We start from the raw sequence: 23,917 nt of genomic DNA, 5'->3' as shown, positions 1-23,917 counted from the left end.
GCTTCAGCGCGCCCACTCCGGATCGGAGGTAAAGGCAATGGTCAGCCAGCGGTTCGGGCCTTCGTCGCCGATGGCATCGCCGATCACGTTGCGCACCGCGTCCCATTCCTCCAGGGTGCGAGCCGGCCAGCCGTGGGGGACGATGAAATAGAGTTCGATCTGCTGGGCCCGGCCTACCTTGGCGACATAGGCCTGGTAACCCACGAAGCCATAATGTTCGACCACCCCGGCGGCGACGCTGTCCACCCGCTCCTTCAGCGCGGCGGGCGTGACCATCAGGACGTCCGAGAGTGCCTGCCGGATGGTGCGCAGCGGCAGGGGCAGGATAACCAGGCAGATCGCCGCCAGTACCGCCGGGTCGATGTACGGCCCAATCCAGGCATAGGCCGTATCGCGAGTCAGTATGCCGACCAGGAAGGCGAACAACAGCGCCAGGCTGATGCTGCCCGACATCACCCAGGAGCGCGCGTCCAGGGCGATGAAGTCCGAGGCTACACGCTTGTTGGCGCGGAACTCCACGGCCGCCAGGCTGAAACAGGCGATGGTGGTCAGCGCCGCATAGACGATGGCGAAACCGAATTCCAGGGTGCGCCCCCCGGTCATCAGGCTGCCCACGGCGTTGATCAAGGCGTACAGGGTCACGCCGCACAGCAAGGTGCCATTGAGGCCCAGCACCATCGGCTCCAGATGCCAGAAGCCCATGTTGAAGCGCGCCGCCAGGCGCTGGTTGGCGGCGCCTTCACTGGTGTGACGGCGGATCAGGCTGGCCACGATCAGGGCCAGCCCGCTCATGCTGGCGTCGGCCAGGGAGTACACCCCGTCGAACACGATGGAGAAGGACCCGGACAGCAGGCCGAAGGCGATACCGAAACTGGCGACAAGCACAGTGACGGCGATGGATAGACGCAGGAGGCTAAGCTCGGAAGTTATCATTATGGCTACGCGTTATCTTCAAGGCAGGTGCCCGCAGGGCAGGCAAAAGGCGGATTCTACCCGGTTCGCTCGGGGCCTGCCGCCTGTCATCACCCTGGTGGGGCTCAGACCTGACGCGGCGCTCACTGGTCCTTGGGCCGAGCGCGGGGTATAAGGGCGAACCGCAACGGCTCGGCCACGGTCGTAGTTGTCGGTTACAGCCATTTATGCAAATGGCCGAGCCCCCACCTCCAGGAGAAATTCATGCGTATCGCATCTCGTATGATCGGCAGTGTTCTGGTTGCTTCGGTACTGACTCAGCTCACCGCCTGCGGCACCCTGTTCTGGCCCGACCGCCGCGGCCAGATCGAAGGCAAGATCGACCCTGTGGTCGCCGCCCTCGATGCCATCGGCATTCTGTTCTATGTCATTCCCGGCCTGATCGCCTTTGGCGTGGACTTCGCCACCGGCGCCATCTACCTGCCTGGCGGCACCCATGCCCAGGTTTCCCCGGATGTGCTCAAGGGTGCGGTGAACCCGGATGGCAGCGTGGACAACAAGCGCCTGCAGGCCATTCTGGAAACCGAGCTGGGCAAGCACCTGCCGTTGGACGACCCGCGACTGATCCAGCACCACGGCAGCGTTGAGCAGCTCGCCGCCTTCGGCCTGCGTCCCGCCGCCTGAACATGAGCACCAGCGCCCGCCATCGCCGCCTGTTGCGCCTGGCCACCCGGGCCTCGCTGGCGGTGGCCTCGGTGCTGATCGTAACCAAGGCCCTGGCCTGGTCCTTGAGCGGCTCGGTAAGCCTGCTGGCGGGGCTCACCGATTCGGTGCTCGATGGTGCCGCGTCCTTCCTCAACCTGCTGGCGGTGCATTATTCGCTGCGCCCGGCCGACGATGATCACCGCTACGGCCATGGCAAGGCAGAGGCTCTGGCGGGGATGGGCCAGGCGCTGTTCATCGCACTGAGCGCCGGATTGATCATCCTGCAGGCGATACGACACCTGAACAGCCCCGAGCCGCTGGGGGAAGCCGACGTGGGCATCGCAGTGATGGTGCTGTCGCTGGTACTCACCCTCGGCCTGTTGTGCCTGCAGTCGAAGGTCGTCAGGGAAACCGGGTCTACCGCGGTGCGTGCCGACTCCCTGCATTACCGTTCGGACCTGCTCCTCAACGGCAGCATCCTGGTAGCGCTGGTGCTCGCCCGCCAAGGCTACCCTCAGCTGGACGCGCTGTTCGGCCTGGGAATCGGGCTCTACATCCTGTGGAACGCGGCGCAGATCGGCAAGGAAAGCGCGAGCATCCTGATGGACCAGGAGCTGCCCACGGAAGTGGCTGCGCAGATGATGGCCCTGGCCTGTGCAGTGCCAGGCGTGCTGGGCGCCCACGACCTGCGCACCCGGGTATCCGGCCAGCACTGGTTCGTGCAGTTGCACCTGGAATTACCCGGGCACCTGACCCTCTCGGCCGCCCATAGGCTCTGCGAGCAGGTCGAGGCTGCCATCATCGAGCAGTTCCCCAAGGCTGAAGTGCTGGTGCACGCGGATCCGGAAGAGGCCGCGCCGCCCCGGCGCTAATTCAAGCCATATCCGCGGCTGGTCAAACAGTTGGCCATGTTCTGGCGGAACAGATACACCACCTGGTCCGAAGGCGCGTAGGTGGCCGTCGCCGGGTCGAAGCCGGTTTGCTGGGCGGCCCAGCGCTGGCACTCATAGCGATCCCGCTCCATCTGCGACGGGCTCTGGCCGTTGGCCGGATAGAAAGCCACATCGTATCCGCTGGGCGCTACCACCGGCTGAGGCACTGGCTGCGGCTGGGACTGCACCGGGGTGCTGGGCGCGTCTACGACCACATATTCCTGGGTGTCGTTGAGCCACTGGTAATAGGTGCCCGCGGCCAGGAAGAACATGCCGCCGCCGATCCACACTCGGGTGGCATAGTCCGGCAGGTAGCGCACCCGGATGCCACGTGGCGGCGCTACTACCACGTAACCGGAGCGGTCTGGCCGATACCAGTAGCCGGAGGAATAGAAATAGTCACTGCCCCGATAGGGCACGCGATAGTTATCCCCAGGAAAACGGTCGATACGCTGACCTGGCCGATATTGTGGACCCGGCCCCCACCCGCTGCCACGATAGCGATCCGGCTCCCAATCACGGTCATGCCCGGCCTGCCATTGGCGGTTGCCGTTGTTGCGCGGCAGGTCCGGGTAGCTGCCACGCAATGGCGGTTCGGTCTGTCGCACTTCATCCGGCTTGGGCTGAATGGGAAGGTTCGCGCTCGGTTGCCCGGGCCGCCCAGCTCCGTTGGGGTTGCCTTGCCAACCTGGGTTTGGGCGGTTGGGCTGCTGTTCCCGATTGGGAGCGTAGTTCGGCTGCGGCTGGCGCTGCGGGCCGCCGCCGCGATAATCACCACGGTCCTGGCCGCGCGGAACACTACCGCGCAGTTGGTCCGCGTTGTTGTTATCGGCGAACGTCGGGGTGCCCAGGCACAGGCACAGCGCGGCCGCACTGGCGAGGCACCAGGTGCGCGTTTTCATGGAAATCCTCACTGAGTGCGAGCACTCGGTTTTGACTGGAAAAACCTAAGACGGTTCGCCGCCATGCTACCAGCGACGTGCCCTGAGCTCTCGGGCTCAAGAACAATTTCATGATGGCCCGCACCTTTTTGCGGCTATAAAAAAAGGAGGCCTCGGGGCCTCCCTTGATGAACTGCGTCCAGGCGCGTCGCTTGTGGCGTCGGCTCACTCCGGCCGGCCTGATTGAGCCAGCGTCAACCCGGTGGCCAGCTCGCTCCCTGTGGGGGCGGTGGCCGCCAGCCACCTGATTGGGCGGCTCGCAGTGGACTCATGTCCGGGCGGTGATCATGGGGTAAAGCTTATCGCGCGGCGCCCAGCAGAGGATTGCGAAGATTGCGTGTTTAAGAAGGGATTGCGCAATTTAATGTCTGATGGTGATAATCCTTGGCAATCCAAACGACGCGAGCGCCTGTCATGGGAAAACTGGACCGTTATGACCTGAGTATCCTGGCTGAACTTCAGCGCGACGCTCGCATTTCCAATCAGGAACTGGCCGAGCGCATTGGCCTTTCTCCCTCGCCCTGCTCCCGCCGGGTCAAGCAGCTGGAAGACGACGGCTACATCACTCGCCAGGTGGCCTTGCTTGACCGCAAGAAGCTGGGCCTGAACCTTACCGCCTACGTACTGATCGGCATGGACCGGCACACGCCGGAGCGCTTCGAGAATTTCGAAGCGGCGGTGCGCAATCTGCCCCAGGTGCTCGAATGCAGCCTGGTCACCGGGATGGAAGCCGATTACCAGCTCAAGGTCGTGGTCCAGGACATGGACCATTACCAACAACTGCTGCTCGGCCATCTGACCCGCATCGAAGGGGTTACCAGTGTGCGCTCCAGCTTTGTACTCAATCAGGTATTGGCCAGCTCCGAGCTGCCTCTGGCGCATTTGCGTTCCTGAAGCCTGTCACCGGGGTGTCGCGCGGGGCTGGTAAAAAGCTGCTGAACAGGCAAGATGAACGCTTGCCAGAAAGAGAAGGACCCGCCTGTGAGTATCGACGCCGATTCGTTCGTCACCCTGAATACCCCGGAACAGGCCGTGGAACGCCTGGCCTGGCTGCATGAGCGCGCCACTGGCGCGCTGAGCCAGGCCCTCAAGCGCTACCTGAAAGACCGCACCGAACCCAGTACCGAAGAACGGGGGCTGTTCCGCTATCCGGAGCTGCGCCTGACGTACCAGTCCCATGGCGAAGTGCCAAGCACCACTCGCGCCTATGCGAAGCTGCAACTACCCGGCACCTACTCGGTAACCGTCACCCAGCCCGCGGCTTTCCGCAAATACCTGCTGGAGCAGTTGACGCCCCTGATGCGCGATTTCGACGTGCGTCTGGAGGTGGGTGTCAGCCAGCAGAACATCCCGTACCCATACGTGGTCGAGCAAGGTGACGAGCTGGCAGGCACCGGCATTACCGCGGCCACTTTGGCACGGGTCTTCCCGAGCACGGACCTCTCCGCCGCCACGGACAACATCGCCGATGGCCTGTATGACTGGGCCAACGCCGATCCCCTGCCGCTGGCCCTGTTCGACGCCGCCCGAGTGGACTTCAGCCTGCGCCGCCTGGTGCACTACACCGGTAGCGACTGGCGCCATGTGCAACCGTGGATCCTGCTGACCAACTACCATCGCTACGTAGACCAGTTCGTTGCCCATGGGCTGGAGCAACTGCGCAGCGACCCCCGCTTCGTACGCATGGTGATGCCGGGCAATGTCATCATCGAACAAGGCATGGACCACGACCAGGCCCAGGCCCTGGTGGCCTCGGTGGTCTGGCATCGCTACCAGATGCCGGCCTATCACCTGATCGCCGCCGATGGCGATGGCATTACCCTGGTCAATATCGGGGTCGGCCCGTCCAACGCCAAGAACATCACCGACCACCTGGCCGTATTGCGCCCGCATTGCTGGCTGATGATCGGCCACTGTGGCGGCCTGCGCGCGTCCCAGACCATCGGCGACTATGTGCTGGCCCACGCCTACATGCGCCGCGACGGCATCCTCGATCGCCTGGTGCCCCCGCATATTCCGATCCCGGCCTTGGCCGAAGTGCAACTGGCACTGCAGGAGGCCGCCGCCCAGGTCACTGGCGAGCGCGGCGACGAACTGAAGAAACGCCTGCGCACCGGCACCGTGCTGACCTATGACGACCGTAACTGGGAACTGCGCTGGGCGGAAGAGCGGCCCCTGATCAACCTGTCCCGCGCCGTGGCCGTAGACATGGAGAGCGGCACCATTGCTGCCCAGGGTTATCGCTTGCGGGTGCCCTACGGCACCCTGCTGTGTGTCTCGGACAAACCGTTGCACAGTGAAATCAAGCTGCCGGGCTCGGCCAATGCGTTCTACAACCGCGCGGTCAGCCAGCACCTGACCATCGGCATCGCCGCGCTGGACCTGCTGCGCAACGAGCTGAACTCGCTGCACTCGCGCAAGCTGCGCAGCTTCGACGAACCGCCGTTCCGGTGATAGGCGCTGGCGGGGCTGGTATCCTACCGGCCCCGCTTGTTTCGGTTGTCGCCCATGCCCGCCCCTACCCGCCGTCCTCCGCCTCGCCGTGTCGCCAAGGCCGCCCCGACCACACCGCGACTGATCCTGCTGAACAAACCCTACGACGTGCTTACTCAGTTCAGCGACGATCAGGGACGTGCCACCCTCAAGGATTATCTGGACCTTCCCGGCGTGTATCCGGCCGGGCGACTGGATCGTGATAGCGAAGGCCTGCTGCTGCTTACCAATGACGGCCGCCTGCAAGCGCGTATTGCCGACCCACGGCACAAACTGGCGAAAACCTACTGGGTACAGGTGGAGGGCGAGCCCACGCCAGAACAGCTGGCCAGCCTGCGCGAAGGGGTCATGCTTAACGACGGTCCTACCTTGCCCGCCGGGGCTCGGCTGCTCGCCGAGCCCGAGCTCTGGCCCAGAAACCCGCCAGTGCGTTTTCGCAAAAGCATTCCCACCACCTGGCTGGAACTGGTGATTCGCGAAGGACGCAACCGCCAGGTGCGCCGCATGACCGCCGCGGTCGGCCTGCCCACCTTGCGCCTGGTGCGGGTACGGATAGGCCCATTCGGCCTCGATGGGCTAGAGCCCGGCAGATGGCGGGAAGAAAACCCCACGAGCATCTAGCAGCACGGCTCCGAGGCATAAAGCTGACGACTGTGATAGCTGTCCTCAACGATTTAAAGGCGATAGTTGTGACCTCATGTTTTGTGGTCGGGAGCAAGCATCGTCATGAAGAAATCCACTACTTTTGTGCGGGCTGACAACGCGGGAACCAGCCGCGGACTTGGATGCTATGGCTACCCTAGCGTTTTCGCTTACGCCTATTTCACGGGGCTACGCCTGGAAGGTCCCGATCTGCTGTATACACCGGGAAACGGACGACGTGCCTATAGCGCTTCATTGAGCAGATTCTGCCAATCGGATACGCTGAGTCCGTTTCGCCAAGGGGGAATCAACAGCTATGCCTACTGCCTAGGCGACCCGGTCAACCGACAAGATGTTACCGGTATGGCATCCATCCTGTCTCGGCTTCGCCACGTTCTAGGCCGACCGTTCAGAACCAAGGCACCGAAGAATTTGTACGCACCTGGCAAAGCTCGAAGGTTGAGCAGCGCAACCATTCTGGATAATGACCAGGAAATCCATCTGGGTGATGAATTGACTCGCTACCGCGATAGCGTCTATTTCAACCGAAGCTTTCCCTTGAATGACGAAACTGCATTGCGACAACTCAAGCGAGGCAAAGACTATATTTTTGTAATGTCGGCAGAGGGCGAAATCCGAGCCAGTCGTTGGGATTGGCGGCATCACACCCCTACCCATGCGGTTCTGGCTGAGCAGATCCGCAATGACGCGGAAGTTATCGCGGCCGGGGAGCTGCGAAGAAAAGACAAGGCTTTGATCCGGCTATTCAACCAGTCTGGGCACTACCGTCCCCCATTTGAGTCTTTGTACTATCCGGCCGAGGTGCTCTCTTCCAAAGGTATGCGCGTGCAGCTCAAGAAATGGGTAGAGCCAGACTTCCCACGCCGCTAGCGCTCAACTGGTGGAGGGCTTATCCACGCCTTAAAGGTCCGGGGCGGATCGCCTTAGCAAAGCCTCCACCGCCACCCCTCGTGGCAGCGCTCCATATGCACCGGCCCTGTGTCCGAGACGGCTGGCGATAAAGCCGTCGCTGACGTCGCTGTTACCTGCTTCGAGCAACAACTTGGCCTGAAGCGTCAGCGCGATCTCTTCGGTAAGCTGCCTCGCCCGATAGGGCATTTCGGTCGTGTCTTTCAGTTCCCGGTGCAAACGCTCGATGGCGGCGGCCAGACGGTGATCGCCGTGGCCGTCGCCAAGCTCGGCGAAAAACGCGTCGAGCACGCCCGGCTCCCTGGACAGTGCCCTCAGGACATCCAGGCACTGCACATTGCCCGAACCTTCCCAAGTGGAATTGACCGGCGCCTCGCGGTACAGCCGAGGCAGGATGCTGTCTTCCACATAGCCGGCGCCGCCCAGGCATTCGGCGGCTTCGTTGATCATCGCCGGGGCTCGCTTGCAGATCCAGTACTTGCCTACCGCAGTCACCAGCCGTGCGAAACGCGCCTGAACAGGGTCCGTCAGTTGGTCCAGGGCCTGCCCCATGCGTAGGCTCAGAGCCAGGGCAGCCTCGCTTTCCAGTGCCAGATCGGCCAGTACATTCTGCATCAAAGGCTGCTCGGTCAGCGCTCGTCCGCCCACCTGGCGGTAGGCACAATGGTGGAGCGCCTGGGTCAGGGCCTGACGCATCAGCGCGCTGGAGCCAACCATGCAATCGAAGCGGGTCAGGGCGACCATTTCCAGGATGGTCGGCACACCTCGCCCCGGCTCGCCTACCATCCAGGCCAGCGCGCCGCGGTACTCCACCTCGCTCTAGGCATTGGAACGGTTGCCCAGCTTGTTCTTCAAGCGCTGGATATAGAAGGCATTGCGGCTACCATCTGGCCGATGGCGCGGCAGCAGGAAACAACTGAGCCCTTCATCGGTATAGGCCAGGGTCAGGAAGGCGTCGCACATGGGTGCCGAGCAGAACCACTTGTGGCCCAGCAGCTCGTAGGCCTGTCCAGGTCCAGGCTGGCCGGCGGCAAAGGCGCGGGTGGCATTGGCGCGTACGTCCGTACCGCCCTGTTTCTCCGTCATGGCCATGCCAATGGTCGCTCCGGCCTTCTGGCTCACCTCCAGGTTGCGCGGGTCATATTGAGTGGCAAGTACCTTGGGCAGCCAGCGCTCGGCCAGGTCCGGCTGCAGGCGCAACGCGGGCACGCTGGCGAACGTCATGGTCAGCGGGCAGCCACTTCCGGCCTCGGCCTGGAAATGCAGGTAGGTCAGGGCCGCTCGGGCCACATGGGCGCCGGACCGGGGCTCACGCCAGGGCAATGAAGGCAGGCCATGCTCGGTCGCGGTTGCCATGAGCTGATGATAGGCCGGATGGAATTCGACCATGTCCAGCCTGTTGCCGTAACGGTCATGGCTGTGGAACACCGGCCCATGCTCGTTGGCAAGGAACCCGGCAGCCATCAGCGGGCCGCCAGCGAGCGCGCCATAGGCGTCCATGCGCGCCTCGGCCCAGCCCGCGCCGAAACGATGGGCCCACTCCTGCAAAGGCCTGTCCAGGCGATACAGGTTGACGCCGTCCAGGCTGGGTGGCTGATTGGTGACCTCATGGGTTTCGGCGAAGGCGTGCAAGTTCATGACAGGTTCCCGGCAGCATGGACCTATTGATTGAAGCATGTATCGCCGCCCATGGATCTGCCTGTAGCAGCCCGCCTCGGTGGCGACCGGGCGTAGTGAGAGTGTTGAGCCCTGTCGCGCGCAAGCTAGCGTGGCCCGGCGCGGCTGCTACGGGAGATGCCGAGCCTATCCCCTCTACACGCTGATCGACCTCTTACAAAGCACCATCGGCCATGGCCATGGCTGCTGGCGCGGGCCGATGACTGAGCAGCGCTTCCTCGAGCACGGCCTGCACCCCCTCGAAACGCAACGGACGAGGCATGACCGCGGTGAGTCCGGCCTTCATGCAGCGTTGCCGTTCGCTTCCCGGCGCTGCGTCCATCAATGCCAACAAGGTTGGGGCCGCGCCCTGAACACTTTCGCGCAGACGCTGCACCTGTTCCAGCAGCGCTTCCAGCGGGCCTGTGCTTTCGAGCAGCAGGGCGGCCACAGGTGTTGCGTCCAGCATCGCCAGGGCGGCCTGCTCGTGGGCTACGCTGTGCACCTGATAGCCAAGGCGCAGCAACATTCCACGCAACACCAGGTGCTCCACGCGATCATTGTCGATCAGTATCAGCACGCATTCATTGGGGCGACGCTTGAGGGCCGAATAGCCGGGACGGGGCCGCGCAGGCTCGGAAGCGGCCTCATCCACGCCCAGGTCAAGGGCAAGTTCGAAACAGCTGCCCTGCCCCGGCGTCGATTGATGACTCAAGGTGCCACCGATCAAGGTCGCCAGTTGGCGACAGATGGCCAGGCCGATTCCCAGCCCACCGTGCTCGCGGGTAGTGGAGCCATCTACCTGATAGAACTGCTGGTACAGCGAATCACTGCTCAGGCTGAACCCGATGCCTGTATCGATCACCCGAAATACCAGGCGTACCTCGGTGTATTGATGTTCGATGGCCTCTACCACCAGGGTCACGCTGCCCTCGCGGGTGAACTTGATCGCGTTGTCCAGCAGGCAGCCCAGGCACAGGGCCATTTTCTTCAAGTCCCCACGCAGGCTTTCCGGCACGCCAGGTATGACCTCCATCCGCAAGGCCAGGCCTTTTTCCGCGGCCTGCCCTATGAACTGCATCTGCAGGCTTTCGAGCAGCACCCGCAAGCGGAAGGGCTCGGAACGGGGCGCCAGGCGGCCAGCCTGCAGTTCGGTGAGAATGAGGATGTCATCGACCATGCGCATCATGTCCCGCGCCGAACGGGACGCAGTTTGCTGGTAGGTCGCCAGCTCGCTGTCCAGGTCCAGGGTCTGCATCAGCTCCAGGGAGCCGATCACCCCATTCATGGGCGTGCGCAGCTCATGAGTGACGGTAGCGAGGAACTCGTCCTTCAACCGGTTGCTCTCGGACAGCCGCTGATTGAGGGCTTCCAGCTTCTGCCCCGCGTCGAACAACACCTTGGCCTGCTGATCACGCATCACGTTGATGCGGTCCGCCAGGGCCAGGGACAGCAAGGCCACCTCCAGCGCCGAACCAAGCTGGCTGGCGTACATGGTCAAGAACATGTTCGGCAGCAACCCCAGCACCATCAGGGTATTGACGATCCCGCCCAGAAGGAATGCCGACCAGGCGATCATGAAATAGCGGGCCTGGCGCTGGCCCTTGAACCAGGCAATGATTCCGGCGCTGAAGATCACTACCGTGAAGACCAGGGCCAAGGCCGTGGCCAGTCTTAACGCAAGCCCGTAGCTGGCCATCAGGGAAATCGCCATGACCAACCCGCCGATGCCCATCAGCAGCTTGAGCAGGCGGTCCAGCCATTTGCCGTGCTGTGCGGTGCGCAGGAAAGCGCGGGCGAACTGGCAGCCAAAGAACGCGGCGGCGCCAATGAAGAATGGTGTGGCGGCGTTGGCCCACCAGGGGTTGTCGGGCCAGAAGAACTGAATGCCGGCCCCGTTGACAGACACCTGGTACATGCCGAACGAAGCGATATAGAGGATGTAGTAGAGGTAACTGGGGTCGCGCACGCTCAGGTAGATGAACAGGTTGTAGACCAGCATCACCAACAGCACGCCGTAGATCAGCCCGAACACGTAGAAGCGCTCCGGCTGCGCCTCCAGGAAGGCCTCGGCCGACCATAGCGAAAGCGGCACCTGCACCGAACCCTCGCTCTGCACCCGCAGCAATACGGTACGTGCCTCCCCCGGTTTGAAGGGCAGGTTGAACACAAAGTTGTTCTGGCGGATGGGTCGGCTGGACCAGGGCAATTCGTCGCCCGTACGTGCCTGCAGTTGCCACTGGCCCTGGGGATCCTGCAGGTACAGGTCCACGTGGTCCATGGGCGGGTAGGCCAGCTCGAGAAGCCAGGTGCGCGCGCCATTATCATCATGGCGCGGCAGGTAACGCAGCGGGACCTTCAGCCAGAAAGCCGAGCTTGAATAGCCCGCATTCAAGACCTCTGCGTCATGGGGGCTGAACGACTGGCCAAGCGCCTGTTCCAGGGTAGCGCCGCCGGACTTGTCTTCGTAGTACATCAGGGCCCGCCCCAGGGGCAGGTTGCGGGTGCTGTCGTCGAAATCGAGCGCGGTCGCCACACAGGGCAGCCAGCACAACATCAGAAGGAAAAGGTAGCGCATACAGCCCCGGTGAAGATTGCCACGCAGCATCGGGAAGCCTCCCCATTTCCCTTTGAGTCGACGTGCTGGCAACCTGTTATCAATTTCGCCGCATCCTACCATAGCCACGAGCCTCTGCACCCTCTAGACAAAGGTAGCCGACGAGCGCTCTGCGGCCGCTGCATGGCGCGCGTTCGTTCGGCGATTTTCACCCCCGGGCGCCGCGCTCGACGATGAGTTTGATGGTAAGCTCGCCCCCATGAATACCTATGCCTCCCGCCCTGTCGTTCTTTGCCTCTCCGGCCATGACCCGAGCGGCGGTGCCGGCCTGCAAGCCGACATCGAAGCCCTGCTCGCCCAAGGTTGTCACGCCGCGCCGGCGATCACCGCGCTCACGGTACAGAATACGGTGGACGTGACCGACTTCCGTGTACTGGACCGTGCCTGGGTATTGGCCCAGGCCCAGGCAGTGATGGCGGATTCCCCCATCGCCGCGATCAAGCTGGGCATGCTCGGCTCGCTGGAGATGGTCGACACCGTGGTCGAGGTGATTCAGCAGAACCCGGGCGTGCCGGTGGTCTGCGACCCTGTGCTGCGCGCCGGAGGCGGTGGTCGCCTGGGCAAGGATGAAGTCGGCTACGCGATTCGTGAAAAACTGCTGCCTCTGGCCACCGTGGCCACCCCCAACCTGCCGGAGGCACGCATTCTGGCCGAATTGCCTGAAGGAAGCGCCGACCAATGCGCGGCCCGGCTGCTGGAGCACTGCGCCAACGTGCTGATCACCGGCGGCCATGGCGATGAGCAGGATATCCACAATCGCCTCTATGGCCGTGACGGGCGGCGCGACACCCGCACTTGCCAGCGCCTGCCTGGAAGCTACCATGGCTCTGGCTGTACGCTGGCCAGCGCTCTGGCCGGCCGCCTGGCTTTGGGCGAACGGCTTCCTGGCGCCGTGCAGTCAGCGTTGGACTACACCTGGCGCACCCTGCGCGACGCCGAGCGGCTAGGGCAAGGCCAGTACGTGCCCCGGCGCCTGCCCCTGGACTTCTGCAACTGACCCTTCACCACGGGAGCGCCGCCCGGCGCATGAGGACGCCATGACCCTACGCGGGCTGTATGCCATTACCGATCAGCCGCTGCTCGCCGGACACTTCCTTGACTATGTGAAGGCGGCCCTGGATGGCGGAGTTACGCTGCTCCAGTACCGCGACAAAGGCCAGGACGATACCCGCCGCCTGCGTGAAGCGCAGGCATTGAAGCGGCTGTGCGAAAGCTACGATACCCGGCTGATCATCAACGATGACGCCGAGCTGGCGGCTCGCATTGGCGTGGGTGTTCACCTGGGGCAAACCGACGGCCCGCTCACCGCGGCTCGCAGCCTACTGGGCCCCCGAGCGATCATTGGCGCCACTTGCCATGCCAGCCTTGAACTGGCTGATCAGGCAGCCAATGAAGGCGCCAGCTACGTAGCGTTCGGCCGTTTCTATAATTCCCACACCAAACCTGGTGCGCCCTCGGCCAGCCTCGAGCTGCTCAGCGAGGCTCGTCGCCAGTTGCGCCTGCCCATTTGCGCCATTGGCGGCGTAACCCTGGAGAACGCGCCTGACCTGGTAGAGCGAGGCGCGGACCTGCTGGCCGTGGTACATGCCCTGTTCGCCGCCGACAGCGCCTCGGAAGTTACCCGCCGCGCCCTAGCCTTCAATGCGTTGCTGCGCACCTGAACCCGATTGAGAGAACGCCCATGTCCCGCTCTGAAAACCTCTTCGCCGCTGCCCAGAAACACATTCCCGGGGGGGTCAACTCACCCGTGCGCGCCTTCAAGAGCGTGGGCGGCACGCCAATCTTCTTCAAGCATGCCGCGGGGGCCTATGTCACCGACGAGGATGACAAGCGCTATGTGGACTACGTTGGCTCCTGGGGCCCGATGATCCTCGGCCATAGCCATCCGGCGGTGCTTCAGGCTGTGCGCGAGCAGCTGGAACATGGCTTGTCCTATGGCGCGCCCACGGAAATGGAAACCCGCATGGCCGAGCGTGTCTGCGCCCTGGTGCCCTCCATGGAAATGGTGCGCATGGTCAGCTCGGGTACCGAGGCCACCATGAGTGCGATCCGCCTGGCTCGCGGCTATACCCGGCGCGACAGCATCATCAAGTTCGAAGGTTGCTACCACGGGCACTCCGACAGCCTGCTGGTCAAGGCAGGCAGCGGCGCCCTTACCCTGGGCGTTCCAAGTTCCCCCGGGGTGCCCGCGGCCTTCGCCCGGCATACCCTTACCCTGCCGTTCAACGACCTGGAGGAGGTGGAGCGCACCCTGGCCGAGGTGGGCGACGAAGTGGCCTGCATCATCGTGGAGCCCGTGGCGGGCAACATGAACTGTGTGCCCCCCGCGCCCGGCTTCCTGGCAGGGCTGCGCGAACTGTGCAACCGGCATGGCGTGGTGCTGATCTTCGACGAAGTCATGACCGGCTTCCGGGTGGCCCTGGGCGGCGCCCAGGCGTTCTATGGCGTAACCCCGGACCTGTCCACCTTCGGCAAGATCATCGGCGGCGGCATGCCGGTGGGCTGCTTCGGTGGCAAACGGGAAATCATGTCCCATATCGCGCCGCTGGGCCCGGTGTACCAGGCAGGCACCCTTTCGGGCAACCCGCTGGCCATGGCCGCCGGGCTCACCACCCTCGAGCTGATCAGCCGGCCTGGCTTCCATGACGAGCTCACCGCCTACACCAGCAGCCTGCTCGACGGTCTGCAGCAGCGCGCCGATGCAGCGCAGATTCCCTTCGTGACTACCCAGGCCGGCGGCATGTTCGGCCTCTATTTCAGCGGCGCCGACGATATCGTTACCTTCCAGGACGTGATGGACAGTGACGCGGAACGATTCAAGCGCTTCTTCCATCTGATGCTGGACGGCGGCGTTTACCTGGCGCCAAGCGCGTACGAAGCAGGCTTCACCTCCATCGCCCATGGCGAAGCGGAACTGAAGATCACCCTGGATGCGGCCGAACGCGCCTTCGCCCAGCTGTAACCCGCGCGGCCTGTGTCATATCGATGACATGGGCCGCTCCCTGTCCATGGGAAAAATCCGAGTAAAGACTTTGTAAGGTGTCATCGGCTTATTTCATAATGTGCGCATTGTTATCCCGAGGGTGGCCAAGCCCACCCGCTCAGAGGTAAATCGATCCCCATGAACCGCACCGGCCGCGCCCTGGCCTTGGGCTGCCTGCTGCTTCTCGAACCCTTGCTGGCCGCGGCGGACGGTAACTCGTTGCTGGTGCCCGCACTCAGCCGCTGCAGCCTGGACAGCGCGCCGGCCGACTTGCCCCAAGCCCTTGCCGCCTGCCAGCAGGCCGCTTCGGGAGGGGATGCACAGGCGCAATACGAATTGGGGCGGTTCTACTATGAAGGCAAGCAGACCGAGCGCGACCTGAACCAGGCGCTGAACTACTTCGAGCAAGCCTCGCTCAAGGGCCACGCCGACGCCCAGTATCATCTTGGGCTGATGTTCTACCGAGGCGAAGGCGTGCCGGCCAACAATGTCCAGGCCTACATCGTGCTCAAGATGGCCGCGGTAAACGGCGCTGAGGATGCACTGGATTCCGCGGACGAGGTATCGGCCAGCATGAGCAAGGAAGACCTGGACAGAGCCACGCTGGTGCTGGGCCAGATCTTCCGCAAATACCTGCTGGAACTACAGACCGCGGACGGGCGCACGCCTTTCTCGCCCTTGCCTTGAGCGCCCCGCCTCCTCGCGCGTGGCTACTTGCCTGGGATCGGCATCGGAAACGGCATGACGTTGCCGGTTCCCGCGGCCTCGGAAATCTTCGCTGTGCCCAGGCGCTCCACCTCATCGATGCGAATGATCGAATGCACCGGTACGAAGCTTCGGATCACCCCGTCGAACTGCGTCTTGAGCTTTTCCTCGCCCGGGTCGACGATCATCTGGGTACGCTCGCCGAACACGAATTCCTCGACCTCGAGGAAACCCCAGAGCTCACTCTGGTAGATATGCTTGGCATACATCTCGAAGACCTGGCCCTGATTAAGGAAAATCACTTTGAAGATGGGTGCGTCGCGCTTGGTCATCGTAGGCGGGGAATGATCGGATAGGGAAAAGGGCGCCGATCATAGCATGGCCTTCTCTACGCTACTCCAGGATCTTCCCGTGGTCATGCCCTATACTCCAGCCCCCCAAGGGCAGCCGCGCCATGTCCGCTTTCACCGCGCGGCGTTGCGCTTTCACCACGGCCGGTTCTGGGGTTATCCTTGGTTCACCCAATCCAGCCGTAGAGCGGCCATAAAACGACCTTGAACGCACCCATAGAACCCCATCGTTTCACCCTGGAGCCCTTCGAAGCTCGCCGCTTCGCCAATCTGTGCGGGCAATTCGACGAGCATTTGCGCCTGATAGAACAACGCCTGGATGTGGAAATCCGCAACCGCGGCAACCAGTTCGAGCTCATCGGCGAATCTGGCCCCATGCATTCCGCCGAGCTGATCCTGCGCCGCCTGTATCGGGAAACCAAGGCCACCGAACTGTCGCCGGACCTGGTGCACCTGTTCCTGCAGGAGTCGGCCGTCGAGGCCCTCAACGACCCGGCCAGCAACGAGGTGGCCGTATCGCTGCGTACCCGAAAGGGCATGATCAGCCCGCGTGGCCTCAACCAGCAGCGCTACGTCAAGGCCATCCTGGCCAACGACATCAACTTCGGCATAGGCCCGGCGGGCACAGGCAAGACATACCTGGCTGTCGCCTGCGCGGTGGACGCGCTGGAGCGCGAGCAGGTGCGCCGCATCCTGCTGGTGCGCCCGGCCGTGGAAGCCGGTGAGAAGCTCGGTTTCCTTCCAGGCGACCTGGCACAGAAGATCGACCCTTATTTGCGCCCGCTCTACGACGCGCTCTACGAAATGCTTGGCTTCGAGCACGTGGCCAAGCTGATCGAGCGCCAGGTGATCGAGATCGCGCCCCTGGCGTACATGCGGGGTCGCACGCTGAACAACAGCTTCATCATCCTCGATGAAAGCCAGAACACCACCACCGAGCAGATGAAGATGTTCCTGACCCGCATCGGTTTCGGCTCCACGGCGGTGATCACCGGTGACATCACTCAGGTGGACCTGCCCAAGGGCACCCGTTCCGGCTTGGCCCACGTCATGGACGTGCTCAAGGACGTCCCTGGCATCAGCTTCACTCACTTCAAGCCCAAGGACGTGGTTCGCCATCCCCTGGTGCAGCGGATTGTCGAAGCCTATGAGCGTTTCGACGAAAACAAGCCGCGGGACACCAGCCACAATGGTTGAGCTCGACCTGCAACAGGCCAGTTCACAGCCCACGCCCAGCGAGGCCCGGTTTCGCCAATGGTGCGAACTGGCCTTGCGTCAACGCAGTGGTGATTCGGAACTCACGATCCGTATCGTTGACGAAGCGGAGGGACAGGACCTGAACCGGACCTACCGGCAACGGGACTACCCTACGAACGTGCTTTCTTTTCCGGCCGACGTGCCCGATGACATGCTGGATATCCCCTTGCTGGGCGACCTGGTCATCTGCGCGGCGGTGGTCGAGCGTGAAGCCCAGGAGCAAGGCAAGACGGCCGAAGCCCATTGGGCCCACATGGTCATCCATGGCTGCCTGCACCTGCTCGGTTATGACCATCTCGAGGATGAAGAAGCCGAAGAGATGGAAGGCCTGGAACGAGAGTTGCTTGCTGAACTGGGCTTTCCTGATCCGTACGCGGAAAACGTCACTGCATTGCCTACCCCATAAGCTGCTGCATCCAAGGAACACGAGTAACAACGCCATGAGCGAAGATCGATCGAGCAACGGGCAAAAGTCCTGGCTGGAAAAAATCACCCAGGCTTTTGTCCATGAGCCGAAAAACCGCCAGGAGCTGCTCGAGCTGCTGCGCGAGGCGCACAGCAACAAGCTGCTGGACAGCGAAGCGCTGAGCATCGTTGAAGGCGCCATCCAGGTCGCCGACCTGCAAGTCAGGGACATCATGGTCCCTCGCTCCCAGATGATCACCATCAAGGCCACCCAAAGCCCGCGGGACTTCCTGCCTTCGGTGATAGACGCGGCCCACTCCCGCTACCCGGTGATGGGAGAAAACCATGACGAGGTCCTGGGCGTGCTCTTGGCCAAGGATCTGCTGCCGCTGATTCTCCAGGGCAACACCGATGGGTTCAATATCAAGGACCTGCTGCGCCCGGCTACCTTCGTACCGGAGTCCAAGCGCCTGAATGTGCTGCTGCGCGAGTTCCGCGCCAACCACAACCACATGGCCATCGTGATCGATGAATACGGCGGCGTGGCGGGCCTGGTGACTATCGAGGATGTACTGGAACAGATCGTTGGCGATATCGAGGACGAGCACGACGTCGAGGAAGACAGCTACATCAAGCCGCTTCCCAGCGGAGACTTCCTCGTCAAGGCGCTGACGCCCATCGAGAACTTCAACGAGTTCTTCGACAGCGAATTTTCCGATGACGAGTTCGATACCATTGGCGGGCTGGTGATGAGTGCATTCGGGCATCTGCCCAAGCGCAACGAAACCACCGAAATAGGCGAGTATCGCTTCCGCATCCTCAACGCTGACAGCCGACGCATTCACTTGCTGCGCCTGACCCCGATCAACCGCTAAGGAAGATGATGCGCTGGATCACCCGCCCCGGCTGGCCCGGTCACCTGCTGGCCATGGCGGCTGGCGCCCTTACCACCCTGGCCCTGGCACCCTTCGACTACTGGCCGCTGGCGCTGGTATCGCTGGCCTTGTTCTACCTTGGTCTGCGCCAGGTGGCGCCACGGCAGGCCCTGCTGCGCGGCTGGTGCTACGGTTTCGGCACCTTCGCCGCGGGCACCAGCTGGATCTACGTCAGTATCCACACCTATGGCGGCGCCTCGGCATTGCTGGCCGGGCTGTTGATGCTCGGCTTCATCGCCGGCGTGGCGCTGTTCTTCGCCCTGCCGGCCTGGTGCTGGGCCCGCTGGCTGCGCCGCGACGAGACTCCCCTGGCCGATACCTTGGCGTTCGCCGCCCTCTGGGTGGGCCAGGAAGCCTTCCGTGGCTGGTTCCTGACCGGTTTTCCCTGGCTGTACATGGGTTACAGCCAGACCGACGGGCCATTGTCCGGGCTGGCCCCGGTGGGCGGCCTCTGGCTTGTCTCTTTCAGCCTGGCCCTGAGTGCGGCGGCGCTTTGCAACCTGGCGCGTCTGCGCCGTGATCGGAACGCTCTTGTCCTCGCGGCCGCACTGCTGGCCATGCCTTGGGTCAGCGCCGGACTGCTCAAGGACAAAACCTGGACAGCCCCGGCCGGCGCGCCGCTGACGGTCGCAACCTTGCAGGGCAATATCGCCCAGAGCCTGAAGTGGGACCCGGCACAGCTCGATGCCCAGCTTGCCCTCTACCGCGACCTGACCCTTGCCGCTCGCCGCACGGACCTGGTGATCTGGCCTGAAACCGCGGTGCCCGTCTTGCTGGATAACGCCCGCGGCTACCTGAACCGGCTCGGCGATTTCGCCAACAGCCGACAATCGGCGCTTATCACGGGCGTACCCATTCGCCAGGAAATCGAGGGACAGCGGCGCTACTTCAATGGCATTACCACCGTCGGTGCCGGTGAAGGCACTTACCTCAAGCAGAAGCTGGTGCCCTTTGGCGAATACGTCCCCTTACAGGACATCCTGCGCGGGCTTATCGCCTTCTTCGACCTGCCCATGTCGGACTTCGCGCGAGGGCCGGCAGACCAGCCCCTGCTGCAGGCGAAGGGATATGAAATCGCTCCCTTCATCTGCTACGAAGTGGTCTATCCGGAATTCGCCGCGGGCATGGCTGCCCGTAGTGACTTGCTGCTGACCATCAGCAACGATACCTGGTTCGGCACCTCTATCGGCCCTCTGCAACACTTGCAGATGGCGCGCATGCGAGCCTTGGAGGCCGGCCGCTGGATGATTCGCGCCACCAACAGTGGCGTGACCGCGCTCATCGACCCCGAGGGGCGAATCACCGAACGTCTGCCGTCCTTCGAGGTGGGCGTGATGTATGGGGAAGTAGTCCCCATGAGCGGACTTACTCCCTACCTGCATTGGCGCTCCTGGCCGCTGATCAGCCTGTGCGCGCTGGTGTTCGGCTGGGCGCTATGGCAACGTCGCCAAGGCCGGCGGCGTGAAGGCGCCCGGGCGACTCAATAGAACAGGCGGTAGCCCAGTTGCCCAACGGCCTCGTTGAGCAACTGGGTGTTTTGCCAGAAGGCCTTGGCGTCGGGCAGCCAGCCGCCCAGTGGCCGCCCTGCATCGCGACCAAGAAAGCCCACCGGCGCACAGACCACCTCCAGCCCTGCCCGCTCGAAACTCCAGCGCGCCCTTGGCATATGCCAGGCCTGGGTGACCACCACCACGCGACCGATACCCTGGGCTTTCAACAATTGGGCCGTGAACACTGCGTTTTCCCAGGTGGTCCGGCTGCGCGACTCGCGCCAGCGGACCGGCACCTGGAAATCATGTTCCAGGGCAGCGGCCATGATGTCCGCCTCGCTCGGAGGTTCGCCATAATGCAGGCCCCCAGAGGCCAACAGTGGCAACCCGCTCGCCCGGTGTAGCGCGGCGGCGAAGCGCATCCGCTCCAAAGCCAGGCCGGTGGGCTGGTCCTGGCCGTCCCAGGCAGGATCGCCGCGCTCACGGCCTGCGCCCAGGACCACGATCGCATCGGCCCGCTGAGGCAATTGCCCCCAATTGCTGGTCGCCAACGGTGATTCACGCTCCAGCAGGCGGGCGCCCTGCTCGGTCACCACCGGCAAGCTCATCACGATCAAACCGAGGGTAGCGACGATTGCGCAACCCATGGCCGCGCGAGGGGCCCGGCGGCGCAGCAGCCAGCCGAGCAGGAGCAACAGCAGGAACACGGTGGGCGGGAAGCACAGCTGTTTAAGGATGTAGCGGGCAAGCATCTGGCACCTCCTCTCCTGGAGGTGCCGATGCTAACAGTATTAGCCGCGGCGCCGTCTGTCCTTGAGCCGGACGACCTTGCCATGCTCGCCGGCATCCCTGGCCGGAGCAGCCCGCGCACTGGCGGCGCTTGCATGCAGGTAGGCACTGAGCCAGTCGAATTCAGCGCGGCTCAGCCCTTTGAGTTCAAGTTCGGCCGGTACTTCATTGCGCAGGTGTACGGAGGTGCGCGCAGCATCCAGGGCCAGGCCCAGGCGGTCGATCAAGCGTTCATAGAGCTCCGGTTCAATGGCTGTGAGATGTGTTTCCACCATCCGCTCACCTCTGTGCTGACGAAACTGCGATCCTCAACCAGACAGCTTAGCGTTGCCGCCCATGCAGGCCGCCTGCCGCGACCAACGGAGTGGGCGGTCAATCAGGGTTTCACAGCCCACGCGGGGGTCATGTATGCTACGACGTTCATCAAGACCGGTAGGCTCCAGGGTTTCCCGCAAAGCCTCGGGTCTGGAATCACTGGCCATTGCGCCCGTCGGCCCGGGTCACCCACTTCCCCAGCAAAAAGTAGCCATGCACGAACACTACCAGCCTCGCGAAATCGAAGCCGCCGCCCAAGCGTTCTGGGATGCGCGCAAGTCCTTTGAAGTCAGTGAAGAGCCCGGCAAGCCGACCTACTACTGCCTTTCCATGTTTCCCTACCCCAGTGGCAAGCTGCACATGGGGCACGTGCGCAACTACACCATCGGCGACGTGATCGCCCGCTACCAGCGCATGCTCGGCAAGAACGTGCTGCAGCCCATGGGCTGGGACGCCTTCGGCATGCCGGCGGAAAACGCGGCGATGAAGAACAACGTCGCCCCTGCCAAGTGGACCTACGAAAACATCGCCTACATGAAATCCCAGCTCAAGAGCCTGGGCCTGGCGATCGACTGGTCCCGGGAGGTCACCACCTGCAAGCCGGACTACTACCGTTGGGAACAGTGGCTGTTCACCCGCCTGTTCGAGAAGGGCGTGATCTACCGCAAGAACGGCACCGTCAACTGGGACCCGGTGGACCAGACCGTGCTGGCCAACGAGCAGGTGATCGACGGCCGCGGCTGGCGTTCGGGGGCCGTGATCGAGAAGCGGGAAATCCCGATGTATTACTTCAAGATCACCTCCTACGCCGAAGAGCTGCTGCAGAGCCTGGACGACCTCACCGGTTGGCCAGAGCAGGTCAAGACCATGCAGCGCAACTGGATCGGTAAATCCAAGGGCATGGAAGTGCGCTTCCCCTATGACCAGGCCTCCATTGGCGAGCAGGGCGCGCTCAAGGTCTTCACTACTCGCCCGGACACCCTCATGGGCGCGACCTACGTCGCGGTGGCGGCCGAGCACCCGCTGGCGGCCCTGGCCGCGCAGGATGATCCGGAACTGCAGGCGTTCATCGCCGAATGCAAGGCCGGCAGCGTGGCTGAAGCCGACGTCGCTACTCAGGAAAAGCAAGGGCGCGCCACCGCGTTGTTCGTCGAGCACCCTCTGACCGGTGAAAAGCTTCCGGTCTGGGTCGCCAACTATGTGCTGATGCACTACGGCGATGGGGCTGTCATGGCGGTGCCTGCCCACGACGAGCGGGACTTCGAGTTCGCCAGCAAGTACGGCCTGCCGATCAAGCCGGTAGTGCGTACCAGCGCGGGCGACAGCACCCCGGCGCCCTGGCAGTCTGCCTACGGCGAGCATGGCCGGCTGATCAACTCCGGTGAATTCGACGGCCTGGATTTCGAAGGTGCGTTCGACGCCATCGAAGTGGCGCTGCTGAAGAAGAACCTGGGCCAGTCCCGGGTGCAATACCGCCTGCGCGACTGGGGTATCAGCCGTCAGCGCTACTGGGGCTGCCCCATCCCGATCATCCATTGCGAGGCCTGCGGTGATGTGCCGGTACCGGAGGACCAGCTGCCGGTCGTGCTGCCCGAAGACGTGGTGCCCGATGGGGCCGGCTCGCCCCTGGCACGCATGCCGGAATTCTACGAATGCACCTGCCCCCGCTGCGGTCAGGCTGCCCGTCGCGAAACCGACACCATGGACACTTTCGTCGAGTCGTCCTGGTACTTCGCCCGCTACGCTTCCCCTCACTTCGAAGGGGGCATGGTCGACCCTGCCGCCGCCAACCACTGGTTGCCGGTGGACCAGTACATCGGCGGTATCGAGCACGCCATCCTGCACCTGCTCTACGCGCGCTTCTTCCACAAGCTGATGCGGGACGAAGGGCTGGTCACTTCCGACGAGCCCTTCCAGAACCTGCTCACCCAAGGCATGGTGATCGCCGAAACCTACTACCGGACCGAAGCCAACGGCGGCAAGACCTGGTTCAACCCGGCCGACGTGGAACTGGAGCGTGATGCCAAGGCCAAGGTCATCAGCGCACGGCTGCGCAGCGACGGCCTGCCGGTGGAGATCGGCGGAACCGAGAAGATGTCCAAGTCCAAGAACAACGGCGTGGACCCTCAGTCCATGATCGACCAGTTCGGTGCCGACACCTGCCGCCTGTTCATGATGTTCGCCTCCCCGCCTGACATGAGCGCCGAGTGGTCCGACGCCGGTGTCGAGGGCGCCAACCGCTTCCTGCGTCGGGTCTGGCGCCTGGCACAGGCTCACGTCCAGCAAGGCCTGCCAGCGGCGCTGGATGCCCGCGGCCTCAACGACGGCCAGAAAGTCGTGCGCCGGGCCATCCACCTGGCCATCCGGCAGGCCAGCCAGGATGTGGGCCAGCACCACAAGTTCAACACGGCCATCGCCCAGGTGATGACCCTGATGAACGTGCTGGAAAAAGCGCCCCAGGCCGACGCGCAGGACCGCGCCCTGCTGCAGGAAGGCCTGGAAGCCGTCACCCTGCTGCTCGCCCCTATCACCCCGCACCTTTGCCATGAACTGTGGCAGCGGCTGGGCCATGAACAGGCGGTGATCGACGCAGCCTGGCCAACCCACGACGAAGCCGCGCTGGTGCAGGACACCCTGACCCTGGTGATCCAGGTCAACGGCAAGCTGCGCGGGCAGATCGACATGCCGGCCGATGCGACGCGCGAAGCCATCGAAGCTGCCGCGCGAGCCAACGAGAACGTACTGCGATTCACGGAAGGGCAAACGATCCGCAAGGTCATCGTGGTACCCGGCAAGCTGGTCAACATCGTCGCCAACTGATACCGGCCCCGGGAGCCTTCGCTTTCGGGCATCGTCGGCT

21 protein-coding genes and 1 pseudogene are annotated in these 23,917 nt (G+C 63.5%); 15 read left to right on the top strand and 7 right to left on the bottom strand.

Annotated features, from left to right (window positions below; genetic code table 11):
* Positions 1-3: 3 nt before the first annotated feature.
* Positions 4-933 (bottom strand): cation diffusion facilitator family transporter, encoded by a 930-nt coding sequence (locus ACP691_RS00735; RefSeq protein ID WP_426152502.1) that lies wholly within the window; start codon positions 931-933, stop codon positions 4-6.
* A gap of 243 nt (positions 934-1,176) precedes the next feature.
* Here ACP691_RS00735 and ACP691_RS00730 point away from each other — a divergent pair, with 243 nt between their 5' ends.
* Both ACP691_RS00730 and ACP691_RS00725 read left to right on the top strand, forming a co-directional pair.
* Positions 1,177-1,596: a polyribonucleotide nucleotidyltransferase gene (locus ACP691_RS00730; RefSeq protein ID WP_426152500.1), complete on the top strand. Its 420-nt coding sequence runs from the start codon at positions 1,177-1,179 to the stop codon at positions 1,594-1,596.
* 2 nt (positions 1,597-1,598) lie between these two features.
* Entirely contained in the window at positions 1,599-2,489 is an 891-nt protein-coding gene (locus ACP691_RS00725) for a cation diffusion facilitator family transporter (protein ID WP_426152498.1), read from the top strand.
* Here the strand turns inward: ACP691_RS00725 and ACP691_RS00720 are convergent.
* Entirely contained in the window at positions 2,486-3,451 is a 966-nt protein-coding gene (locus tag ACP691_RS00720; protein WP_426152495.1) for a DUF6515 family protein, read from the bottom strand. The two genes, ACP691_RS00725 and ACP691_RS00720, sit on opposite strands and share 4 nt — an antisense overlap.
* A 453-nt stretch (positions 3,452-3,904) precedes the next feature.
* Here ACP691_RS00720 and ACP691_RS00715 point away from each other — a divergent pair, with 453 nt between their 5' ends.
* The 4 genes from ACP691_RS00715 to ACP691_RS00700 all read left to right on the top strand — a co-directional run bounded on the left by ACP691_RS00715 (position 3,905) and on the right by ACP691_RS00700 (position 7,516).
* Positions 3,905-4,384 (top strand): Lrp/AsnC family transcriptional regulator, encoded by a 480-nt coding sequence (locus ACP691_RS00715; protein WP_040261607.1) that lies wholly within the window; start codon positions 3,905-3,907, stop codon positions 4,382-4,384.
* Positions 4,385-4,438: 54 nt separating this feature from the next.
* A complete protein-coding gene (amn, locus tag ACP691_RS00710) occupies positions 4,439-5,944 on the top strand; it encodes an AMP nucleosidase (RefSeq protein WP_426152493.1) in 1,506 nt (501 codons plus the stop codon).
* 54 nt (positions 5,945-5,998) lie between these two features.
* Complete coding sequence (locus ACP691_RS00705; RefSeq protein ID WP_426152491.1) at positions 5,999-6,604, top strand: pseudouridine synthase; 606 nt, start codon at positions 5,999-6,001, stop codon at positions 6,602-6,604.
* Between the two features lie 105 nt (positions 6,605-6,709).
* On the top strand, positions 6,710-7,516 hold the full coding sequence (locus ACP691_RS00700) for an RHS repeat-associated core domain-containing protein (protein ID WP_426152489.1): 807 nt from the start codon (positions 6,710-6,712) through the stop codon (positions 7,514-7,516).
* Between the two features lie 30 nt (positions 7,517-7,546).
* On the opposite strand, the pseudogene ACP691_RS00695 reads toward ACP691_RS00700, so the two are convergent.
* Together ACP691_RS00695 and ACP691_RS00690 are read right to left on the bottom strand one after the other, a co-directional pair.
* Positions 7,547-9,193, bottom strand: a pseudogene (locus ACP691_RS00695) (acyl-CoA dehydrogenase family protein).
* 193 nt (positions 9,194-9,386) lie between these two features.
* A complete protein-coding gene (locus ACP691_RS00690) occupies positions 9,387-11,789 on the bottom strand; it encodes a hybrid sensor histidine kinase/response regulator (RefSeq protein WP_426152487.1) in 2,403 nt (800 codons plus the stop codon).
* Between the two features lie 238 nt (positions 11,790-12,027).
* Between ACP691_RS00690 and ACP691_RS00685 the strand changes: the two genes are divergently transcribed.
* From ACP691_RS00685 to ACP691_RS00670, 4 genes are all read left to right on the top strand, one after another.
* Complete coding sequence (locus ACP691_RS00685; RefSeq protein WP_426152485.1) at positions 12,028-12,825, top strand: hydroxymethylpyrimidine/phosphomethylpyrimidine kinase; 798 nt, start codon at positions 12,028-12,030, stop codon at positions 12,823-12,825.
* A 40-nt stretch (positions 12,826-12,865) separates the two neighbouring features.
* Positions 12,866-13,489 carry a thiamine phosphate synthase gene (gene thiE / locus ACP691_RS00680; RefSeq protein WP_426152483.1) on the top strand — a complete coding sequence of 208 codons (624 nt, stop codon included), beginning with the start codon at positions 12,866-12,868 and terminating at the stop codon, positions 13,487-13,489.
* Between the two features lie 20 nt (positions 13,490-13,509).
* Positions 13,510-14,790 carry a glutamate-1-semialdehyde 2,1-aminomutase gene (gene hemL, locus ACP691_RS00675; protein WP_426152481.1) on the top strand — a complete coding sequence of 427 codons (1,281 nt, stop codon included), beginning with the start codon at positions 13,510-13,512 and terminating at the stop codon, positions 14,788-14,790.
* A gap of 159 nt (positions 14,791-14,949) precedes the next feature.
* Positions 14,950-15,498 carry a tetratricopeptide repeat protein gene (locus tag ACP691_RS00670; protein WP_426152479.1) on the top strand — a complete coding sequence of 183 codons (549 nt, stop codon included), beginning with the start codon at positions 14,950-14,952 and terminating at the stop codon, positions 15,496-15,498.
* A gap of 23 nt (positions 15,499-15,521) precedes the next feature.
* On the opposite strand, the gene ACP691_RS00665 is transcribed toward ACP691_RS00670, so the two are convergent.
* Positions 15,522-15,848, bottom strand: a complete 327-nt coding sequence (locus tag ACP691_RS00665) for a DUF1820 family protein (RefSeq protein ID WP_040263853.1) — start codon at positions 15,846-15,848, stop codon at positions 15,522-15,524.
* Between the two features lie 222 nt (positions 15,849-16,070).
* Between ACP691_RS00665 and ACP691_RS00660 the strand changes: the two genes are divergently transcribed.
* From ACP691_RS00660 to lnt, 4 genes are read left to right on the top strand one after another with little or no spacing between them, the layout of a single operon-like run.
* Complete coding sequence (locus tag ACP691_RS00660; RefSeq protein WP_426152477.1) at positions 16,071-17,063, top strand: PhoH family protein; 993 nt, start codon at positions 16,071-16,073, stop codon at positions 17,061-17,063.
* Positions 17,056-17,529, top strand: coding sequence for an rRNA maturation RNase YbeY (gene ybeY, locus ACP691_RS00655; RefSeq protein WP_426152475.1), 474 nt, complete (start codon positions 17,056-17,058; stop codon positions 17,527-17,529). Before ACP691_RS00660 ends, ybeY begins: the two co-directional genes overlap by 8 nt.
* 34 nt (positions 17,530-17,563) lie before the next feature.
* Positions 17,564-18,403 carry an HlyC/CorC family transporter gene (locus ACP691_RS00650; protein WP_426152474.1) on the top strand — a complete coding sequence of 280 codons (840 nt, stop codon included), beginning with the start codon at positions 17,564-17,566 and terminating at the stop codon, positions 18,401-18,403.
* 8 nt (positions 18,404-18,411) lie between these two features.
* Positions 18,412-19,950 (top strand): apolipoprotein N-acyltransferase, encoded by a 1,539-nt coding sequence (gene lnt / locus ACP691_RS00645; protein ID WP_426152472.1) that lies wholly within the window; start codon positions 18,412-18,414, stop codon positions 19,948-19,950.
* Here the strand turns inward: lnt and ACP691_RS00640 are convergent.
* Positions 19,944-20,705 (bottom strand): YdcF family protein, encoded by a 762-nt coding sequence (locus ACP691_RS00640; RefSeq protein WP_426152470.1) that lies wholly within the window; start codon positions 20,703-20,705, stop codon positions 19,944-19,946. The two genes, lnt and ACP691_RS00640, sit on opposite strands and share 7 nt — an antisense overlap.
* Before the next feature lie 39 nt (positions 20,706-20,744).
* Positions 20,745-21,017, bottom strand: coding sequence for a hypothetical protein (locus ACP691_RS00635; RefSeq protein ID WP_426152468.1), 273 nt, complete (start codon positions 21,015-21,017; stop codon positions 20,745-20,747).
* A 253-nt stretch (positions 21,018-21,270) separates the two neighbouring features.
* Here ACP691_RS00635 and leuS point away from each other — a divergent pair, with 253 nt between their 5' ends.
* Positions 21,271-23,877 carry a leucine--tRNA ligase gene (leuS, locus tag ACP691_RS00630; RefSeq protein WP_426152466.1) on the top strand — a complete coding sequence of 869 codons (2,607 nt, stop codon included), beginning with the start codon at positions 21,271-21,273 and terminating at the stop codon, positions 23,875-23,877.
* Positions 23,878-23,917 lie beyond the last annotated feature (40 nt).

This window comes from Pseudomonas sp. DC3200b2, assembly GCF_049895785.1.
Taxonomy (GTDB): domain Bacteria; phylum Pseudomonadota; class Gammaproteobacteria; order Pseudomonadales; family Pseudomonadaceae; genus Aquipseudomonas; species Aquipseudomonas massiliensis.
The sequence above is the reverse complement of the archived record's forward strand: the minus strand, read 5'-3'. Positions and strand labels throughout refer to the sequence as shown.